Source organism: Kitasatospora sp. NPDC051914, from assembly GCF_040680995.1.
Taxonomy (GTDB): Bacteria; Actinomycetota; Actinomycetes; order Streptomycetales; family Streptomycetaceae; genus Kitasatospora.
In genome coordinates this window covers 139,870-158,266 of sequence record NZ_JBFAXX010000003.1, presented here as the reverse complement: position 1 = coordinate 158,266, position 18,397 = coordinate 139,870, and the positions used below count along the sequence as shown (strand labels likewise).

Sequence of the window (18,397 nt, the reverse complement as noted above, 5' to 3'; positions counted from 1 at the left end):
TCGCAACAGGCTGCATCCCCGGCAAGATGCTCGCCGCGACTGCAGACATTGCCGATGCCGTCCGCGACGCCGGCCGACACGCTGCTCGTCGCGGTCGGCCGCCCACCCGACAGCGATCGCCTCGATGCGGGCAAGGCCGGCTGAGCGGGTGTCCGCAACCCCTCGCGGCTTCGCGCCCGCAGGTGATGTCGGACACGGATCGAGTGGAAGGCTCAATGGTTGACCATGTGAACTATTGAGTCTACGGTCGAGTCGGCACACGAGGTTCGCATCCGCAGAAACCTTCGATCCGCTCGGAGCGCCGCTCCGTCCAGAGAGGCACGACCACTATGACGACGTCCGTCCGCCCGGTCCCCGGGGCCGCCCCGATCGACCACCGTGCGGCCGTCGGCGTGGAGACCGCCCGCTTCGCGGCAGCGGTCCGGGGCGCCGACTTCGCAACCCCGGTGCCGAGCTGCCCCGGCTGGACGCTGGCCGACCTGGTCAGGCATGCGGGCAGCGTGCAGCGCTGGTTCTCGATGTTGCTGCACGGGCGCATCCAGGAGCCGCCGCGAAGCCGCGACGTCGACCTGCAGCTTCCGGCCGGGGACGGCGGGTGGGCCGACTGGCTGGCCGGGAGCGCGGCGGTGGCGGCGGACGCGTTCCGGGCCGTCGGCCCGGACACCCCGATGTGGGCTTGGGGCGCCGACCAGCACGCCCGGTTCTGGGCGCGCCGGATGCTGTTCGAGACCCTGGTGCACCGGGTCGACGCGGAGCTCGCCCTCGGGGTGCGGCCGGAGATCGACCGCGCGCTCGCGGTCGACGGCGTGGACGAGTTCCTGGTGAACCTCCCCTTCGCCGGCTTCTTCGCCCCCAAGGTGGCCGGCCTCCGCGCGGACGGGCGCACGATCCGGTTCCGTACGACCGACGGGGACGCCGACTGGCTGGTCCGGCTGCGGCCGGACGGCTTCGGGCTCGACCCCGCCGATGACGGATCGGGCACCGCGGACGCGACCGTCCGGGGCGCCGCGGCCGACCTCCTGCTGCTCGTCTACGGCCGCCTGTCCCTCGGCGCCGACGCCGTTGCGTACGAGGGGGACGGGGAACTGCTGGCGCACTGGTTCGCCAACTCCGCGTTCTGAGTCCGCCGGGCCGGCGGTGCAGCCGCGGAGCCCGACCCGGTCGGTGACAGCGGCCCGGCCGCCGGGTGCGCGGACGGGGCGCAACCGGCGGCCGGGGGCCGGGAGCGAGGGCGGTCGCGGATCAGCCGCCGTGCTGCTGGAGGAGCGAGGAGGCTTCGGCCACGTCCTCGACGATCTGGGAGACGAAGGCGTCGAGATCGGGTACGGCGGTGTTGTTGACGCCGACGAAGAACGTCCGCACCTCACCGGAGGGCGTCACCAGGTAGCCCGCGACGGTCTCGGCACCCACCGCGAACTGCTCGTTCAGGGCGTCGAAGCCGGCGACCGTCCCGGTCTTGGCGAACACCTTGCCGACGCCCGCGCAGCCGGTGCAGAAGCCGTCCAGCGTGCCGTCCACGCCGAGGATCGGCAGGCTGTCGCGGAACTCCTCGAACTCCGGGGTGTGCAGCCAGTACCGCAGCAGCTGGTTGACCGCCACGGGGGTGGCCCGGTCGACCGGGTCGCCGCCGCGGCCGTCCGCGAGCTGCACCTGCGTACTGTCGACCCCCGCCGCCTCCAGGAACGCCCGGAGCACCGGGAACCCGGCGTCGCAGTCGGTGCTGCCCGCGGACACCGCCATCAGGCAGACGTCGAGGTTGGCGCCGAGGTTGTGGCTGACCTTGAGCACCAGCCGGGCGTACTGGCTGAACGGCGGCGACACGTAGGCGGCGACTTCGGAGCCGGGGGCGTACGCGGCCGGCAGGCCGTCCTCGTCGTTGGCGCCGACCGGGTCGGCGGTCACCGTCACGCCGGCCCGGGCGAGCGCCTCGATCAGTGCCGTCCGCCCGAAGGCGGCCGGGTCCACGACGGGGCTCACCCGCAGCGCGGGTGCCGCGTCGGCGGCGATCGTGCCGGACAGCGTGATCTGCGTTCCGTCGTCGGAAGCCGTCACTTCGATGTCCGTGGTGCCTCCGGCAGCCACCGTGGTGACCTGCGAGGTGACCTTGTAGGGCGCGACCTGGGGGCGCCACGAGAGTTCGGCCGGGTGGCCCGGGCTGGTGGGGGTGGTGAGCAGGTCGATCAGGTTGTCGTTGATGATCAGCGGGGTGGGGGTGGGATCGAGGGCCGGCGTTTCGAACAGCCGGGTGTCGACCACGACGTCGCCGTCCACCCGGCTGATGCCGGACTGCCGGATCTGCCGCGCGACGGCGTCGATCCCTGCGAGCGGGTCTTCGGGGGTGAGGGTCGCCCCGGGCAGGTCGTTGGCGTACGTGTGGTCGATGGAGGTGAAGTCCAGGGTGCCCTCGGGCGTGACCCGGCCGCCGAGCGCCAGGTCGCCCTGCGCCACCAGCACCAGATCGCCGTGCAGGCCGGCCCCGTCGCGGGTGCCGACGGTGTGGACGGGGGTGGTGAAGCGGTGGTCGCCGCCGAGTGCGTTCCAGGTGCCGGAGACGGTGAACAGCTTGGCCACCGAACCGGGGATGAAGAACTTGTCGGACTGGAGCTCGTGCAGCACCCGGCCCTCGGGGTCCTCCTCCAGGACGCCCCACTGGGCGTGCGCGTAGATCGGCTTGTCGAGGATCCGCCCGAGGATGTCCTGCGTGTCCCCTCCGGCTCCGCCGCCCGGCGGCCCTCCGCCGGCGATCGTCAGCGCGGCCAGGGCCAGTATGCCGCCCGCGAGCCCCGTTCGTCCTATTCGCCGTGTGTGGCGCTTGGTCGCCATTCAACCCACCGTTCTGGAGGTCCGGTTCGGCGCCGGGGGAACGCATCGACGCGGCCCGCGTCGAGCAGACGGCATCCGGCGCCGCGGTGCTCGGCCGTCGTCTGACCGACCGTCGCACGGCAGGTCGACGGTGGGGCACCGGTGCGTGCCATCCGGGTGCCCCGCTGTCGGCATCCGGGTGGCAGGCCCGGCGGCGAACACCGCGAGAACCGCATCACCGCCGTCGGCCGGCGGACCCGGGAGCAGTACCTCGCCGAGGCCGTCGCCCGCCGGCGGTCGCGCGGGCGCGTCGCGCGCCCGATCGTGCGGCGTCGGGGTTGCGGTTGCGGGGACGGGGCGTCATGGCGAGAGGGCCGCGCCCGCCTTCCCCGGGGAGGCGGCGCGGCGCCGTACCGTGGCGACTTGAGGGTGTCGGAGACCTTCGTGCGGACCGTGGGCACCTCGCAGCAGATCACCCACGACGTCATCGCCTGCATGGAGCCCACGCTGCACGCGGTCGCGGCGACCGGCGCGACGATCGCCTCCCGGCCGGAGCGGAGCACCGGGTCCGGGGCCTCGCGCCATTCCACGGTGTTGCGGGCGACGTAGGTCAGCTCACGCACCGGCGGCCTCCTTTGAACCCTGTGAAGCCCGATCGAACCCTCCTGGGACGGGTGCACCGGGGCAGTGGATTCCGTTCGCCTGCACACTCCTGCTCCTGGCATGGTTCCCACGCACCGAAGGCGGGTCCTGGCGGCACTTCCTCTGGCGACAAGGGCTCCATGTGCTCCCGCGCCGCGTCCGTCGACTCGCCTCGACGCCGACCCCATGTGCCGGTCGGTCTTAGAATCGGCATCATGGGAGAGCGCTCGGGCGCGCCCACCGCGCCGCCAATGGTTCTCGTCACCGACACGGACTCGCAGTTGATCGATCCGCGCCGGGCTTACCACGTCGGCCGGGACCCGACCAGCGAGATCGTCCTCAGGGACCCCCGGGTCTCCTGGCACCACGCCGTGCTGCGCGCCGCCGCCGGACACTGGCTCCTGGAGGACGTCGGCAGCACCAACGGCACCTTCGCCGACGGCCGCCGGATCCAGCACGAGGACATCGGCCCCGGCAGCCGGCTGCGGTTCGGCAACCCGGCCGACGGCCCGTCCGCCACCTTCGCCGACCTGCCCCCACCGGCCGACGGCGAACGGACCGTGCTGATCGCCCCGCAGGCCTCCGGCGTGTTCCGCCAGCCGAGCACCGTGCTGCGGCTGGTCGGCCGGCCGGTGCGGATCGGACGGGCCGGCGACAACGACCTCGTCCTCGACGACCTGGAGGTCTCCCGGCACCACGCCGAGCTGCGCATCCTGTCGGACGGCGGCCACGAGATCGTCGACCTGGCCAGCCACAACGGCACCTACGTCAACGGCCGCCCGGTGGTGCGGGCCCCGGTCGGCCCGGCCGACATCATCGGCATCGGCCACTCCGCACTCTGCCTCTCCGGCGACGAGTTGGTCGAGTACACCGACACCGGCGAGATCTCGCTCGACGTCCAGTGCCTGGTGGTCAGGGTCGGCCCGGACCGGCGGGTGCTGCTGAACGACGTCGGCTTCCCGCTCGCCGAGAAGGCGCTGCTCGCGGTGGCCGGCCCCAGCGGCGCCGGCAAGTCCACCCTGCTCAACGCGCTCACCGGGCTGCGCCCCGCCGACGAGGGCACCGTCCTCTACGACGGACGCGACCTCTACCGCGACTACGCCGAACTGCGCCGCCGGATCGGCCTGGTGCCGCAGGACGACATCCTGCACACCCAGCTGACCGTGCGCCGCGCGCTCTCCTACGCGGCCGAATTACGCTTCCCCGGCGACACCTCCAAGCACGAGCGGGAGGCCCGGGTCACCGAGGTGATCCACGAGCTCGGCCTGGACAGTCGCGCCGACCTGGTGATCTCCAGCCTCTCCGGCGGCCAGCGCAAACGCGTCAGCGTCGCCCTGGAGCTGCTCACCAAGCCCTCGCTGCTCTTCCTCGACGAGCCGACCTCCGGGCTGGACCCGGGCATGGAGCGCTCGGTGATGCACATGCTGCGCGGCCTCGCCGACGACGGACGCACGGTGGTCGTGGTCACCCACAGCGTGCTCAGCCTGAACGTCTGCGACCGGCTGCTGGTGCTGGCCCCCGGCGGCCGGACCGCCTACTACGGCCCGCCCGAGGAGGCGCTGTCGTTCTTCGGCTACACCGAGTGGCCCGAGGCCTTCGAGGCCTTCGAGAGCGAGGACCACGCCGCCTGGCAGCGCCGGTTCCGGGAGTCCCCGCAGTACCAGGAGTACGTGGCCACCGCGGCGACGCCGGCCGTCCGGCCCGGGTATCCGGCCGCGTCGGCCGACGGGCACCCCGCGGGGAGCCCGATCCGCCCGGAGCAGCCGCAGAGCTGGTTCTCCCAACTGTCCACGCTGGTCCGCCGGTACACCTCGGTGCTGGCCGCCGACCGGCTCTTCCTCACCGTGATGATCGCCCTGCCGTTCGTCATCGGCGTGATGTGCCGGGCGATGGCCGGTGCATCGATCTCCTCGGAGAACGCGATCAACGTCGTGCTCACGCTCTGCATCGGCGGCGTGCTCACCGGCTCCGCCAACGCGGTCCGCGAGGTGGTCAAGGAACGGCCGATCTACCAGCGCGAACGCGTGGTCGGCCTGTCCAGATCCGCCTACCTGGTCTCCAAGGTGGTGGTGCTCGGCACGGTCACGGTGGCGCAGGCGGCCGTGCTGACCACCGTCGGCCTGGCGGGCGTCGACCTCGCCCCGACCCTGCCGAACGGACAGCAGGTGGAGAGCGGGGTGGTGCTGCCGCCGCTGATCGAGCTGATCATCGCCGTCGCGCTGCTCTCGTTCGCCTCCATGATGCTCGGCCTGCTGGTCTCCGCGCTGGTCCGCAAGGAGGAGGCCACCATGCCGATGCTGGTGCTCCTCTCGGTGGTGCAGATCGTGTTCAGCGGCGCCATGCTGAAGGTGTACGGGGTGCCCGGCCTGGAGCAGTTCGCCTGGCTGGTGCCGTCCCGCTGGGGTCTGGCCGCGATGGCCCAGACCATCGATCTGCACGCGGTCTTCCCGACCGGGATCACCGCCGACCCGCTGTTCCGGCCGGACCGCTCCCGATGGCTGCGCTGCATGGTGATGCTGATCGCCCTCTCGACCGCGCTCGGCCTCGCCGTCCTGGCCCTGCTGCGCCGACAGGAACCGGCGATCATGCGGAAGTAGCGGCACCTCCGGCACCCCCGCGGCCCGGGAGCCCCCGTCCGAAGGGTGCCCTCGGGCCGCGGGCGTGCCGTACGGGATACGGATGAGGCGTGCGCGGCGCGGCCGCCCGGCCCCGGCGACGGGTTGCCCGCACCGGAGTTCGGGCCCCGAGCCGTGGTGAGGACGGGTGCCGGCTGCTCAGGGGGCCGTTGCGAGGGTGCCGTCGAGCCAGTCGAGGACGCGGGCCAGGGAGCGGCGCATGGCGCCGGGGTGGCAGTGGGCGCCGGCTCCTTCGTCGGCGGTGAACACCATGAGGGTCCTGGGGCAGGTCAGGTGGTCGTAGAGCTGCTGGGGCTGTCCCTTGAAGAATTCGTCGTCGGCGGCGTCGCACACGAGGGTGGGGCACCGGATCTGTTCGGCGATGCCGTCGGCGAGGGTGTAGTCGAGGTAGGAGGCGCTGAAGGCCCGGGGGGTGTCGACGCCCATGACGTACATGCCGTGGTTGATCGCCCACCGTGCGGTGGCGTCCTGGGCGATGATCTGCCGGAAACGGGCGTCGAGTCGGGGGTCGGAGTCCGCGCGCAGGCGCCGTTCGGCTTCCTCACGGTCGCCGGGGATGTGGCGGACGGACAACGCGCCGAGGTCGTAGACGCCGTCGACGGCGATCAGTGCGGCCAGCCGGTGTTCGAATGCTGCCGCCCTGGGGGCGAGCAGACCGCCCATGCTGGAACCCAGGAGTGCGATGCGGCTGTTGTCGACCTCGGGCAGGCTTTCGGCGAAGTCGACGACGGGGGTGACGACGTTCTCCCAGTCGGGGCGGAAGACCAGGCCCTCGCGGTGCCGCGGTCCGGGCTGCCCCGGTCCGTCGAAGGTCAGCACGGTGTAGCCGCGTTCCAGGGCGGCCAGGGCACCGCTGAAGTGGAGTTCCTCGGAGGTGCCGTCGAAGCCGCTGTGCATGATCAGGGTCGGCCGCGGTGTTCCGGTGGTGTCGGCCCGGTAGAGGTAGCCGGGCAGGGTGGTGCCCTCGTAGGGGATGGCGACCGGTTCGATGCGTGGGGTGTACAGGGCCGCCGCGGTCCGGAAGCAGGCCACGCTCTGGTCGTAGGCGTGGTCGTGGCGGGGGTCGCACGGGTGGCCGTGGAGGAAGAACTCGGCCGAGCGGTAGTAGTTGGACGCCCGCAGGAATCCGTCCCGGGCGCTGATGGTGCGGCCGGCGTCCAGGGCCTGCCGGGCCTGCCCGGCCACCCGGTCGGCGGTGGCGAGCCACTCGTCGTGCCAGCTGTCGTGGCCGCCTTCCTCGATGCGCTCGCAGGTGGAGACCACCTCGCCGAAGTCGGCCCCGCCGTAGGCGATGTGGCTCATCGAACGCAGGGTCTCGTACCAGAACTGGGGGTTGTCGGGGAACAGCAACGGCTTCACGGCGGCCTCCTGGGGGTGTGGCAACTGGTCGGACGGTGTGGGGTTCAGCGGGCGCTGCCGAGGTTCCGGTCGCTGTCGGCGCCCTCGAGCATGAGGGTGGTCTCCTCGATGCGGCGGAAGCGGCCGTCGGGGGCGAACTCGGCGAAGACGTAGACCTCCATGCGGACCGTGGAGCCGTCGGTCTTGACGACCTCCATCGTGTGGCGGTCGGCGTACAGGTCGCCGGACGAGAGTTCGTCGTGCACCTCGACCGAGCCGTCGGCGACGACCGTGCGCAGGTGGGCGATGTGGGCGAGGAACTCGGTGCGGTCCGCCCAGTCGCCGTCGGTGCGCTGGCGGTAGTCGGGGGCGAAGTGCCGGTCGGCGGCCTCGTCCAGGCCGAGGCCCGGGGTGAGGAGCAGGTCGGTGAGGGCGGCACGGATGTCGGTGCGGGTCATGGGGGATTCCTTCGGTTGCGTGCGGGAGCGTTCCGCCGTGGATCGAGCGGAGATGCGTGCCTGAAGCACGCTTATGACTGTAGCAGGAGAAGCGTGCGCCGCGCACGCTAATCTGGAGGGGTGAACAACTCGACAGGACACGACATCGCCGAAGCACTCGGACTGCTCCTGCGGCGGAGCACCCGCGCCCGCCTCTACACCCGACTGACCGAGGGGCTGGGGGAGGCGGTCGACGAGCTCACCTACCCCGTCCTCAGCGGCCTGGCCCGCACCGGCCCCGCCAGCGCGGCCGACCTCGGCCGCGAGATCGGACTCGACCGCACCACCGTCACCCGCCGCGCCGACCGCCTGGAGCAGGCCGGCCTGCTCCGGCGCCAGCCGGACCCGGCCGACGGCCGCGCCACCCTGCTCGCCCTCACCGATGGCGGCCACACCGTCATCTCGGCCACCCGGCAGCGGCTGGCCGCCGGCATCGAGGACTCACTCGCCACCTGGCCGCAGGCCGACGCCCAGGCCTTCGCCCGACTCCTGCGCCGCTTCGTCGACGAGGGGCCCTTCACCGCCGACCAAGGCTGACTGCCACCCGCCCGCCGGCGTCCCGGCTCCGGCCGTGACTGGGTTGTTCGGGTGACGGGCCCGCACCGCGGCGTTGCGCGAGTGTCGCGCCGAGGAGCAGCTGGGAGGATCGGGCGCAAGTGGCGGGGGCTTCGTTGCCGGGCGACTGCGGCGGACGACGCGACTGTGGCGAACAACAAGGAGCACCTGTGTCCCACCACCTCAGCGGTCCGGACCTGCGCTCCCCGAAGGGTGACGCGCGATTGGACCTGACCGACCTGTTCGTGTTCCCCGCGGCCGAGGCCGGCCGGACGGTCCTGATCATGAACGTGAACCCGTTCGCCCCGACCCGGGGCGAGGCGTTCCACCCGGACGCGGTCTACCGGATCAACATCGACACCGACGGCGACGACCTGGCCGACATCGCCTACAGCTTCGTCTTCTCCCCGCCCCGCGACGGGGCGCAGAGCGTCACCGTCCACCGGGCCGAGGGGCCCGAGGCCCAGCAGCACGACGCCGCCGGACCGGCCGTCATGTCCGACATCGCCGTCGCCTTCGACCGCGCACCCGGCGCCGACGGCGCGCAGAGCGGCGGCCGCCGCTTCTTCGCCGGGCTGCGCAGCGACCCGTTCTTCGCCGACCTCGACGGCATCGTCGACGACTTCCAGTGGACCGGCAACGACTTCGCCATCGACAAGAACGTCTTCGGCATCGTGCTGGAAGTCGACGACGACGAACTGGGCGAGCGCCCGATCGGCGTCCGGGCGCGCGTGAGCCTGCGCCAGAACGGCGAACCGGTGTCGGTGGACCGCGGCGCGCATCCGTCCCTGACCGCGTACTTCAACGCGGAAGAGGTCAAGGACGCCTACAACGCCGGTGAGCCGGCCGACGACTGGGACACCTACCGCGAGGCCTGGACGGCGGTCCTGTCCCACACCGGCGCTACGGTCCGCAGGAGGCGGAAACCGCCTCGCACACCGACCTGCTCACCGTCTTCCCCCTACCTCGGTGAGCCGCACCCCGTACCGGCCCCCTGACGGCCGGCCCGCGCGGTTCACACCGGAGCCACCGTCAGAAAGAGGGACGAATGCCCGAAGTCACCACGCCGTACTCGACCGGCATCCCGTGCTGGGTCGATCTGATGGCCAAGGACCAGCAGGCCGCGCTGGACTTCTACCGCGACCTGCTCGGCTGGCAGGGCCGACCGGGCCCCGCCGAGTTCGGCGGATACGCGGTGTGCGAGCTCAACGGCAAGGCCGTCGCCGGCATCGCCCCCGCCATGGCTCCCGGAGGCATGCCGGAGCCCCCGACCGCCTGGACCACCTACCTGGCCAGCACCGACGCCCGGGCCACCCAGGACGCGATCGTCGCCGCGGGCGGCACCGTGGTCGTGCCGGTGGTGGACGTCGGCAACCTGGGCCGCATGCTGGTGGCCTCGGACCCGCAGGGCGCGGTGTTCGGCGTCTGGCAGCCCGGCGAGTTCTTCGGTGCCCAGACGGTCGGAGAGGCCGGCGCGTTGGTCTGGAACGAGCTGCACACCAGCGACGTGCAGGCCGCCACCGCCTTCTACGGCAACGCGTTCGGCACCGCCGTCGAACCGTTGGAAGGCGCCGACTCCTACTGGCAGTTGCGTGTCGGAGGGAGGGCGGTCGGAGGCGTCACCCCGCTGGCAGGCGATGCGCCCGGTGCCTCCGCACACTGGCTGACCTACTTCGCGGTCGACGACGTGGACTCCACCGTGGACGCTCTGGTCAAGTCGAACGGCACGGTACTCAAGTCCCCGTTCGACATGAGGGCCGGACGGATGGCGGTGGTCGCCGACCCGCAGGGCGCTCAGTTCGCCGTGATCACACCCAACCCGATGTGAGGCCGGTCCGTTCGTCCTGCTCACCCTTGCGCGGGCGGCCACGACTCCGGAGAGCGGGCGCCCGATCACCACGCCTACGTGCCGAACGCCTGCGGTGGCCGGGCGTGCCGGGCCGCCTCCTCCGCGGACGCGCAGACCGGGAACAGTTCGGCCGCCTCGGTCAGCTCCAGCACCCGGCGCACCGCGCCGCTCGGTGCCAGCAGCACCACCGGCACCCCTCGGTCGGCCGCTGCCGAACGGACCTGCAGCAGGGCGTTCAACCCGCTGGAGGTGAACAGCTCCACCCCGCTCAGGTCCACGGCCAGCACCTGCGGCAGAAGGCCCAGCGCCTCGTTCAGCACCGTGCGCACCCCGGGCTCGTTGGCCATGTGGAGGTCACCGGCGAACGTGCACACCACTGCTGCTCCCACCCGCGCGGTGCTGCTCTTCAGCCGACCCGTCACGGTTCAACGCCCCCTTGAGCCGGAGTCCGCCCGGGCCCGGCGGTGTTCCCGCTCCCCGCCCGAACCGTGTGGGCCCGGCTGCGGGACGTCCGCGGTGGTGATCCGCGGCAGGGGTGCGGCGTCGCGGCGGGCGGGGGAGGGCGAGAGGTGCCGGGTACTCATGGGTGCGCCACCTCCGGGTGGAGCAGCTGTCGTGTCTTCCGGGCTCGTACGCGGGAGCGGCCCGGCTCGGGGCCGTTCGCTGCGGGCGGCCCGGCGACGTGCGGCCGGGATCGCCGGGTACCGGCCCTCATCCCCACCACGCGGCGATGCCGTCCTTGCCCCTGCGCTCCCTCGCTTCGGCGGCGCGGTCGAGTTCGAGCAGGATGTTCAGGACAGCGGCGGCCGCAGCGGCCGCCGGTACGGCCGCGCCGAGGGCGTCGAACGCGCCCTTCCGGTCGCCGTTGCTCCAGAGGCCCACTGCGGTGCAGGCCAGGTCCTTGAACTCGGCGAGCTTGGTGGCGGCCGCGGTCGGCAGGGCGTCGTCGCCCGTGATCGTGCGGTCGTCGGTCATCGGTGCCCTCCCCTGCACGTCGGGGGATCCGTTCGGCGGACTGGTTCAGGAATGGTCGTCGCGCTCGTGCCGGCCACCGGGACGGGTGCCGTGGTTGCCCTCGGCGCCGGGGGCGGCGAGAGGTCGGCGAACAGCTCCAGGAAGCCGGCGATCTCGTGGCGGGCCTCGGCGGGATGGCGGAAGTGCGTGTGGCCTGTGACGTGGTAGTGGTTGCGGCGGCCGTGCCGGGTGCGGGTCAGGTAGCCGGCGCTCTCCAGGTCTGTGATGATCGACTGCACGGCCCGCTCCGTCACTCCGCACGAGGCTGCGAGATCCCGCACGCGCACCTGCGGGTCACGCGAGACCATCAGCAGCACCCGGGCGTGCTGGGTCAGGAACGTCCAGCTCGTGCGGGGCTCGTGCTCCTCCGCCACACCACAAGTATGAACCGGAATTCCGGTTTTGCCGGACCTGAATCCGTAGTCGGACGACTCCGTCGGGCAGCCGGCATCCGCACCGCCGTGGGGCCCTATGCGGACCGGACGCGGGCGATCAGGAGGGCCACGTCGTCGTGGTCGGAAGGGCGGCGGAGTTCGTGCAGGAGCCGGTCGCAGGTCTCCTCCACCGAGCCGTCGGGCGAGGCGAGAAGGCTCAGCAGGAGGTCGAGGCGTTCGTCGATGGGCCGGTCGCGGGTCTCGACCAGCCCGTCCGTGTAGAGAACGAGCCGGTCGCCGGGTCCCAGGTCGAAGGCGGCGGACTCGAACCGCTGGCCGCCGACTCCCAGCGGTGTGCCGGTGGGCAGGTCGAGCAGCTCCGGCGGCCCCTCGACGGGCACCAGGACGGGCGGCAGGTGGCCGGCGGTGGCCACGCAGCACCGGCGGGCCCGGGTGTCGTACAGCGCGCAGATGCAGGTGGCGATGTACGGGTCCAGGCCCTGGGTGATCCGGTCGAGGTGGCCGAGGATCCGGGCGGGGTCGAGGCCGAGGCCGACGAGGGTGGACATGGCGGTCCGCAGGCGGCCCATGGCGGTGGCGGCCGCGATGCCGCTGCCCATCACGTCGCCCACCACGAGCGCCGTCCTCTCGCCGTCGAGCGGGATCACGTCGTACCAGTCGCCGCCGACCTCGCTGAACGCCTGGGCGGGCCGGTACCGGGCGGCGAGCTCCAAGTGGGGGTGGTGGGGCTGGAGCCGGGGGAGCAGGCTGCGCTGCATGGTCTCGGCGGCGCCGCGGATGCGCTGGTGCAGGCGGGCGTTGTCGATGCACACCGCGGCGCGGGAGGCCAGTTCGCAGGCGAGGGCGAGATCGTCCTCGTCGAACGGCTGCGGGTTGCGGGCCCGCGCAAGGCCGACCACGCCCAGGATCCGGTCGCGGGCGATCAGCGGGACGGCCATGTCGGTGTGGACGCCGGCCTCCGCGAGCAGCCGCGCCGCGCCGGGATCGGTGGCGATGCGTTCCAGATCGGGGCCGCGCACGTGGGTGATCAGCAGCGGGCGGCGGGTGCGGATGCAGTGGGCCGCCGGGTGGTCGGCGTGGTAGGCGGTGATGTGTCCGGGCGGCACCACCGCCCGGGAGGCTTCGGTGGAGTAGGCGGCCTTGACCGCCAGGGCGCGGAACAGCATCGGGTCGTCGCGGCCCTCCGCGGAGCCGTCGTGCAGTACGGAGTCGAGGACGTCCACGGCCACCACGTCGGCCAGGGCCGGCACGACGACGTCCGCCAGTTCGCGGGCGGTCTGCTCGACCTCCAGCGTGGTGCCGATGCGGGCGGAGCCGTCGGCGACCAGGGCCAGGCGCTGCCGGGCCCGTTCGGCCTCCATGGTCGCCCGGTGCCGTTCGGTGACGTCCACCACCGAGTTCGCGACGCCCAGGACCTGACCGTTGGAGTCCTCCAGCCGGAAGAAGGACACGGACCAGGCGTGATCGTGGTCCGGGTCGGCGCGTGTGCGGCCGACGGTGTACCGGTCGATCACCGGCGTGCCCGACTCCAGCACCTTCCGCATCCGGGCCTCCGCGGTGCCGAACTGACCCGGCGGCATGACATCGCGGAAGCGGCGGCCCAGGTGGCCCTCCTCGGGGACGCCGTGGATCCGCGCCAGCGCCGGATTGACGGTCACGTACCGCAGGTCGGTGTCCAGGACGGCCAGCCCGATGGGCGACTGCGAGACCAGCCGCGTCGAGAGCGCCAGGTCGCGTTCCACCTCGCGCAACCTCAGCCGGTCGGTGGCGAGCCCGAGGGCGTAGAAGTCGCCGACACTGTCCATCAGCCTCATGTTGCGGAACTCGACCAGCCTGGTGCTGCCGTCCTTGTGGCGGACCGGGAAGGCGCCCGCCCATCCCCGGCCGGTCTGCAGGACCTCGGCGAACAGGCTCATCGCCAGGTCCCGGTGCTGCGGATGGAGGAGCAGCGACGCCGCGTACCGGCCGACCGCCTCGTCCGCGGAGTAGCCGAACAGCTCCTCGGCCTTCGGGCTCCACATGTCGACCCGCCCGTGGCTCTCCAGCAGCACCGCCGCAACGCCCAGGAGGTCCATCAGCCCGCTGGGGCCCGACGGCATGCTTGCCGCGGGCCCGCCTGCAGACTCCGCCTCGCCCATCGCGGACCCTCCTTCCGCGTGCCCGCCCGGTCGGCGGCCGCGCGCTTCGGCCCGGTGCTCCGGAGCCCGCGCCTTCCATGGTCCCCGATCGGCGTCGACGCCACGCGCCGGAGGCCCGCCGGCTGCGCCGGACCGTGTCTCCACCGCCACTCCGGGAATCGACAGCGGTGATCCGGCCGGATCGGCCGGATCGGCCGGGTCGAAACGGGGTGGGAACGTGTGGGCGGGGTAGGGACGGTGTACCGGTGTTCGTCACCCTGGCGCTCACCGGATGCCCGTCGGCTGTCGCCGCACTGTCTCCCGAACCCGCGAGGAAATGATGCCCCGGCCCACCGTGACGGTGGAGCCATCGGTGGGCTCGGAGAGCGTGCCATGACCTCCTACAGCCATTCTGTGCAGTCCGTCGGGCCGGCCCCGGATCTGAAGATCGGCACCACTGTCGTGGGCGACGCACTGGCGTGCTCGTTCGCCGGGAACCTGCATCTCGAGAACGAAGAGCAGATGGGGCAGGCCCTCGGCGAGGCCCTCGGCCGACGCCCGACCGTGCTCGCCGTGGACCTGTCCGCCGTCCGGATCTTCACCTCGAGCGGCTTGAACGCGCTGCTCGTCGCCCGTCGTGCCGCGCACGCCGATGGCGTGGCACTCGTCCTGGTGGCCCCGAGCAGGAGCGTGCGGCGCGTCCTGGAGATCACCGAGGCCCACTTGGTCTTCCCGATCCGTCCGACCCTCGAGGAGGCGGTGGACCACCGGGACACACCGGCGCCGTAAGGGGTGTAGGGCGCGTCCGGCCGGGGAGACGCGAGGGTCAGCGAAGCCTTTCCCGGCCCGTCCGGAACCGTCATGTGCCCACTGACCACCACCCCGGCCCACCGCCACCGCCGCCTGGCTTTTCCGCCGGGCGACCGGAAGGGGTGCGTCCGCCGGGGCATCGACTTCACCCGGCTCGCCCTGGCGGACTGGCGGCCCGACGCGGACGCGGTGGTCGTGGACGATGTGCTGCTGGTGGCGGCCGAGCTGCTCGCCAACGCCGTCGACCACGCCGGCGGCCCCGTGGTCATGGACCTCCGCCTCGCCCCACGGGCCCGCCGGATGCGGATCGAGGTCGCCGACGCGAGTCCCGCCCGACCGCGGATCCGCCCCGCCCGGCCGGAGGAGCCGCACCACCGCGGTCTGCGCATCGTCGACCACATCGCCGCGGCCTGGGGCAGCCGCCCCGACGGCACCGGCAAGACGGTCTGGGCCGCACTCCGCCTACCCTGACGCAGCACCGCCGGGCTAGGGGCCGTCGTCGTCCTCGTCGGGCCAGGTGCGGGTGTCGCGGGGTGCGACGTAGGGCTCCTCGGTGCGGGGTCGGCCGGTGCGAATGGACTGTTCGCGGGCGAGTTCGGCGTCGAGTTCGAGGCCGAGGAGGATCGCGAGGTTGGTCAGCCACAGCCACACGAGGAAGACGACGACGCCGGCGAGCGTGCCGTACGTCTTGTTGTAGGAGCCGAAGTTGGCCACGTAGGCGGCGAAGCCGGCGGACAGGGCGAGCCAGAGGAGTACGGCGAGCAGGCTGCCGGGCGAGGTCCAGCGCAGGCCGCGGCCGCGGACGTTCGGGGCCGCCCAGTACAGCAGGGCGATCATGAGCGCCACGAGGATCACGAGGACCGGCCATTTCGCGATCGCCCAGGCGGTGAGCGCGGTGTCGCCGAGGCCGAGCAGGTCTCCGGCGCGTTCGGCGAGTCGGCCGGTGAAGACGACGATGACCGCGCAGGCGACGAGCAGGACCATGGTCAGGAGGGTCAGGCCGATCCGCAGCGGGGTCGTCTTCCACATCGGGCGGCCCTCGCGGATGTCGTAGACGGCGTTGGCCGCGCGGATGAACGCGCCGATGTACCCGGACGCCGACCAGAGGGCACCGGCGAGTCCCAGAACGGCGAGGAAGCCGCCCGCGGCGCGTCCGGCCTGCAGTTGGGTGATCGCGTCGTGCAGGATGTCGCGGACGGACCCCGGCGCGAGTGCCTGCAGGTTGTCCAGGACGGTGTCCGTCGCGGAGGTGCCGGCGAGTGCGAGCACGGCCACCAGCACCAGCAGGGCAGGGAAGATCGCCAGGATGCCGTAGTACGTGAGGGCGGCGGCCCGGTCGGGGAGTTCGTCGGCGAGGAACTCGCGGCCGGTGCGTTTGAGTACCTGCCACCAGCCCCGGGCCGGAACCTCCAGCGGGCTGCTCGGCCCGCGCCCGGGGGTCGGGGCGGGCTCCGCGGCCGGTCGGCCACGCTTGCCGTGTTCGTCTGCCATGTGTCCGCGTGTTCCCTCCGAACCGGTCCCAAACCAGCCCCGACGCCGACCCGGACCCGCTGTTCGATGCCTGAACGTCGCCCGACACGACAAGACCCGCGAGTCCCCGGGCCGCCGTCCCCGCTGCCGGGTGACCGGAACCGGCGTCGGACCGGTCCGCCGCCGGGTCCGCCGGCGATGCGGGGGAGCGGAGTGTCGAGGGCACCGCGATCGGACCGGTCGCCGCGGACAGCCCTGCAGCCGCACCGGCGGCCCGGTCGCGGACGCGGGTGCGAGGCCGTGCGGGTGGGATCCGGGCCCGGCGGCTGCGGTGGCCGGCCGCGGCTGCCCTGGTCGCGGCCGGCGCCCTCCACCTGCCGCTCGTGATCCCGCACTGGGACGGGAATCCGGCCGCCACCACCGTGTTCGTCGCCGTGGCGGCCCTGTGCCTGTTCCTTGCGGTCCTCCTCGTCGTCCGTGACGTCCTGTGGGTGTGGGCCGCCGCCGCACCGGTGGGCTTGTCCGCCATCACCGGCCACCTGCTCGCCGGTCGACTCTTTCAGCCGGCGGACCTCCCGTCCTCGGCCCGGTCGGCCGGGTGCAGTTCGTAGAGGGCGAAGGCATGCCGGATGACCGGCTGCGCCACGTTGCGCACATGCACGCCACCGGCGGTCATGCCGCGTTCGGTGCCGGCGTGGGCGTGGCCGTGGACGGCCAGGTCGGCGCCGCCCTCGTCGATCGCCTCGGCCAGCAGGTAGCTGCCCAGGAACGGGTAGATCTCCAGCGGCTCGCCTGCCAGCGTGTCCGGTACGGGGGAGAAGTGCGTCAATGCGATCCTGAGGTCGCAGGCGGCGAGTTCGTCCAGCGCGGTGCGCAGCCCGTCGGCGAGCGACCGTGAGTAGCGGACGAAGGCCTTCATCTCGTCCTCGCCGAACTCCGAGCCGCAGCGCCCCGCGAACCCGCCGCCGAAGCCCTTGGTGCCGGCGACGCCGACCTGCCGTCCGTCGACGGCCAGGGTCACCGCGCTGCCCTCCAGCACGGTGACGCCGCCCTCCTCCTGCAGTACCGCCACCACGTCGTCCGGGCAGCCGTGGTGGTGGTCGTGGTTGCCGAGGACGGCGACCACGGGCACCGGCAGGCCGGCGACCTCCGCGGCGACGGTGCGGGCCTCGTCGACCGTGCCGTGCCGGGTGAGGTCGCCGGCCAGCAGCAGGAGGTCGGCCGTCCCGCCCAGGCTCTCGAAGGCGGGGCGGTAGCGGCCCGCCGTGTCGGGTGCGAGGTGGATGTCGCCCACGGCGGCGACCCGGACGGTGCGGCCGGTCATTGCACGGTCTCCGGATGGTCGGGCAGGCTGGTGTCCGCCAGGGCGATGTCGGTGTGGACGTGGAATCCGGCGAACTCCTCCGCCACGGCGTCCAGGAGGTAGCTGCGGCAGGCCGCGGTGGCCGCAACGGCCCGCACCAGCACGGCATCGCCGCGGAACTCGATCCGCAGGGCGAGTTCGGCGAACGGCCCCGCCGCGAGCCGCTCCTGCAGCCGCGCCGCCCGGTACTCGGCATGGCCCGTACTCTCGGGGCCCGACGTGCGGTCGACGGGTTTCACGGTGCCGCCTCCCGGGACGGTTCGATCACGTCGAGGCGTTCCAGCAGGTAGAGGAAGGCCTCGGCCATCGGCAGTCCGCGGCAGCGCGACCGGAGCTCGGCCCAGTCGATCTGCTCGCGCAGCGTCCTCGCGATCGGCAGCACCCTGCCGAAGTCGCAGTGGTGCTCGGAGAACGCGGTGAGCTGGCTGGCCATCAGGTCGGTCGGTGCCAGGACGGGCATCCACACCGAGTCCACCGGCCGCGATACCGCGCGCTCCAGCAGGCCCTCGGTGACCGGACGGTCGGAGAGCGAGAAGATCAGATCGATCTGCTGCCCCTGGAACTCGGTCTTGACCAGCCAGTCGTCCGGCGGGGACCAGACGTGCAGCCCGGCCGTGTTGAGGACCTCGGTCAGGGCGTCGACCTCGTCCCGCAGCACGCAGAAGTCGGTGTCGTGCAGTGTCCTCCGCGGCACTCCGTGCGCATAGGCGGCCACGCTTCCGGCGAGCGCGAACCGGTGGCCGCTGGCCTTGAGCAGGCGCGCTACCTGCTTGGTGGCCTCCAGGATGCCCTGGGACGGGTCCTGGGCGCCGTTGCCGCCCGGTGCGGCCGAGGGGGCCGTCGCCGGCTCGGTACGGGGGACACCGGAGTCGGACACGCTGGGACCTCCTGTGGACGCCGGTCGGTCGG

At 72.8% G+C, this 18,397-nt stretch carries 18 protein-coding genes and 1 pseudogene; 7 read left to right on the top strand and 12 right to left on the bottom strand.

The window, feature by feature from the left end; translation table 11 throughout:
• The first annotated feature begins 329 nt into the window (after nucleotides 1–329).
• Nucleotides 330–1,121 (top strand): maleylpyruvate isomerase family mycothiol-dependent enzyme, encoded by a 792-nt coding sequence (locus AB0M03_RS03935; RefSeq protein ID WP_363488090.1) that lies wholly within the window; start codon nucleotides 330–332, stop codon nucleotides 1,119–1,121.
• Nucleotides 1,122–1,242: 121 nt separating this feature from the next.
• On the opposite strand, the gene dacB is transcribed toward AB0M03_RS03935, so the two are convergent.
• Entirely contained in the window at nucleotides 1,243–2,823 is a 1,581-nt protein-coding gene (gene dacB, locus AB0M03_RS03930) for a D-alanyl-D-alanine carboxypeptidase/D-alanyl-D-alanine-endopeptidase (RefSeq protein WP_363488088.1), read from the bottom strand.
• A 482-nt stretch (nucleotides 2,824–3,305) separates the two neighbouring features.
• Nucleotides 3,306–3,425, bottom strand: a pseudogene (locus AB0M03_RS03925) (dehydrogenase); the annotation flags it as partial.
• 234 nt (nucleotides 3,426–3,659) lie between these two features.
• Here AB0M03_RS03925 and AB0M03_RS03920 point away from each other — a divergent pair.
• Nucleotides 3,660–6,041, top strand: coding sequence for an FHA domain-containing protein (locus AB0M03_RS03920; RefSeq protein ID WP_363488086.1), 2,382 nt, complete (start codon nucleotides 3,660–3,662; stop codon nucleotides 6,039–6,041).
• 177 nt (nucleotides 6,042–6,218) lie between these two features.
• On the opposite strand, the gene AB0M03_RS03915 is transcribed toward AB0M03_RS03920, so the two are convergent.
• Both AB0M03_RS03915 and AB0M03_RS03910 read right to left on the bottom strand, forming a co-directional pair.
• On the bottom strand, nucleotides 6,219–7,439 hold the full coding sequence (locus tag AB0M03_RS03915) for an alpha/beta fold hydrolase (RefSeq protein ID WP_363488083.1): 1,221 nt from the start codon (nucleotides 7,437–7,439) through the stop codon (nucleotides 6,219–6,221).
• A gap of 44 nt (nucleotides 7,440–7,483) precedes the next feature.
• Complete coding sequence (locus AB0M03_RS03910) at nucleotides 7,484–7,876, bottom strand: nuclear transport factor 2 family protein (RefSeq protein WP_363488081.1); 393 nt, start codon at nucleotides 7,874–7,876, stop codon at nucleotides 7,484–7,486.
• 120 nt (nucleotides 7,877–7,996) lie between these two features.
• Here AB0M03_RS03910 and AB0M03_RS03905 point away from each other — a divergent pair, with 120 nt between their 5' ends.
• The 3 genes from AB0M03_RS03905 (at nucleotide 7,997) to AB0M03_RS03895 (ending at nucleotide 10,298) form a co-directional block, all read left to right on the top strand.
• The gene (locus tag AB0M03_RS03905; protein ID WP_363488079.1) at nucleotides 7,997–8,452 is read left to right on the top strand and encodes a MarR family transcriptional regulator; all 456 of its coding nucleotides are present in this window, start codon (nucleotides 7,997–7,999) and stop codon (nucleotides 8,450–8,452) included.
• 188 nt (nucleotides 8,453–8,640) lie between these two features.
• Nucleotides 8,641–9,468, top strand: coding sequence for a DUF4331 family protein (locus tag AB0M03_RS03900; RefSeq protein WP_363488077.1), 828 nt, complete (start codon nucleotides 8,641–8,643; stop codon nucleotides 9,466–9,468).
• A 50-nt stretch (nucleotides 9,469–9,518) separates the two neighbouring features.
• Nucleotides 9,519–10,298, top strand: coding sequence for a VOC family protein (locus AB0M03_RS03895; protein WP_363488075.1), 780 nt, complete (start codon nucleotides 9,519–9,521; stop codon nucleotides 10,296–10,298).
• A 74-nt stretch (nucleotides 10,299–10,372) separates the two neighbouring features.
• On the opposite strand, the gene AB0M03_RS03890 is transcribed toward AB0M03_RS03895, so the two are convergent.
• The 4 genes from AB0M03_RS03890 to AB0M03_RS03875 form a co-directional block, all read right to left on the bottom strand.
• Nucleotides 10,373–10,741, bottom strand: coding sequence for an STAS domain-containing protein (locus tag AB0M03_RS03890; RefSeq protein ID WP_363488073.1), 369 nt, complete (start codon nucleotides 10,739–10,741; stop codon nucleotides 10,373–10,375).
• Between the two features lie 289 nt (nucleotides 10,742–11,030).
• Nucleotides 11,031–11,294, bottom strand: coding sequence for a hypothetical protein (locus tag AB0M03_RS03885; protein ID WP_363488071.1), 264 nt, complete (start codon nucleotides 11,292–11,294; stop codon nucleotides 11,031–11,033).
• A complete protein-coding gene (locus AB0M03_RS03880; RefSeq protein WP_363488069.1) occupies nucleotides 11,291–11,707 on the bottom strand; it encodes a helix-turn-helix domain-containing protein in 417 nt (138 codons plus the stop codon). Before AB0M03_RS03880 ends, AB0M03_RS03885 begins: the two co-directional genes overlap by 4 nt.
• 95 nt (nucleotides 11,708–11,802) lie before the next feature.
• Nucleotides 11,803–13,866, bottom strand: coding sequence for a SpoIIE family protein phosphatase (locus tag AB0M03_RS03875; protein ID WP_363488067.1), 2,064 nt, complete (start codon nucleotides 13,864–13,866; stop codon nucleotides 11,803–11,805).
• A gap of 372 nt (nucleotides 13,867–14,238) precedes the next feature.
• On the opposite strand from AB0M03_RS03875, the gene AB0M03_RS03870 reads away from it, so the two are divergent.
• On the top strand, nucleotides 14,239–14,634 hold the full coding sequence (locus AB0M03_RS03870) for an STAS domain-containing protein (RefSeq protein ID WP_363488065.1): 396 nt from the start codon (nucleotides 14,239–14,241) through the stop codon (nucleotides 14,632–14,634).
• A gap of 72 nt (nucleotides 14,635–14,706) precedes the next feature.
• Entirely contained in the window at nucleotides 14,707–15,126 is a 420-nt protein-coding gene (locus AB0M03_RS03865; protein WP_363488063.1) for an ATP-binding protein, read from the top strand.
• Nucleotides 15,127–15,141: 15 nt separating this feature from the next.
• Here AB0M03_RS03865 and AB0M03_RS03860 read toward each other — a convergent pair whose 3' ends face one another.
• The 4 genes from AB0M03_RS03860 to AB0M03_RS03845 all read right to left on the bottom strand — a co-directional run bounded on the left by AB0M03_RS03860 (nucleotide 15,142) and on the right by AB0M03_RS03845 (nucleotide 18,365).
• Entirely contained in the window at nucleotides 15,142–16,146 is a 1,005-nt protein-coding gene (locus AB0M03_RS03860) for a YihY/virulence factor BrkB family protein (protein ID WP_363488061.1), read from the bottom strand.
• A gap of 538 nt (nucleotides 16,147–16,684) precedes the next feature.
• A complete protein-coding gene (locus tag AB0M03_RS03855) occupies nucleotides 16,685–17,449 on the bottom strand; it encodes a metallophosphoesterase (RefSeq protein ID WP_363488059.1) in 765 nt (254 codons plus the stop codon).
• Entirely contained in the window at nucleotides 17,446–17,727 is a 282-nt protein-coding gene (locus tag AB0M03_RS03850) for a hypothetical protein (protein ID WP_363488057.1), read from the bottom strand. The genes AB0M03_RS03855 and AB0M03_RS03850 overlap by 4 nt, the downstream gene beginning before the upstream one ends.
• Nucleotides 17,724–18,365 (bottom strand): nucleotidyltransferase family protein, encoded by a 642-nt coding sequence (locus tag AB0M03_RS03845; RefSeq protein ID WP_363488055.1) that lies wholly within the window; start codon nucleotides 18,363–18,365, stop codon nucleotides 17,724–17,726. Before AB0M03_RS03845 ends, AB0M03_RS03850 begins: the two co-directional genes overlap by 4 nt.
• Nucleotides 18,366–18,397: the final 32 nt, after the last annotated feature.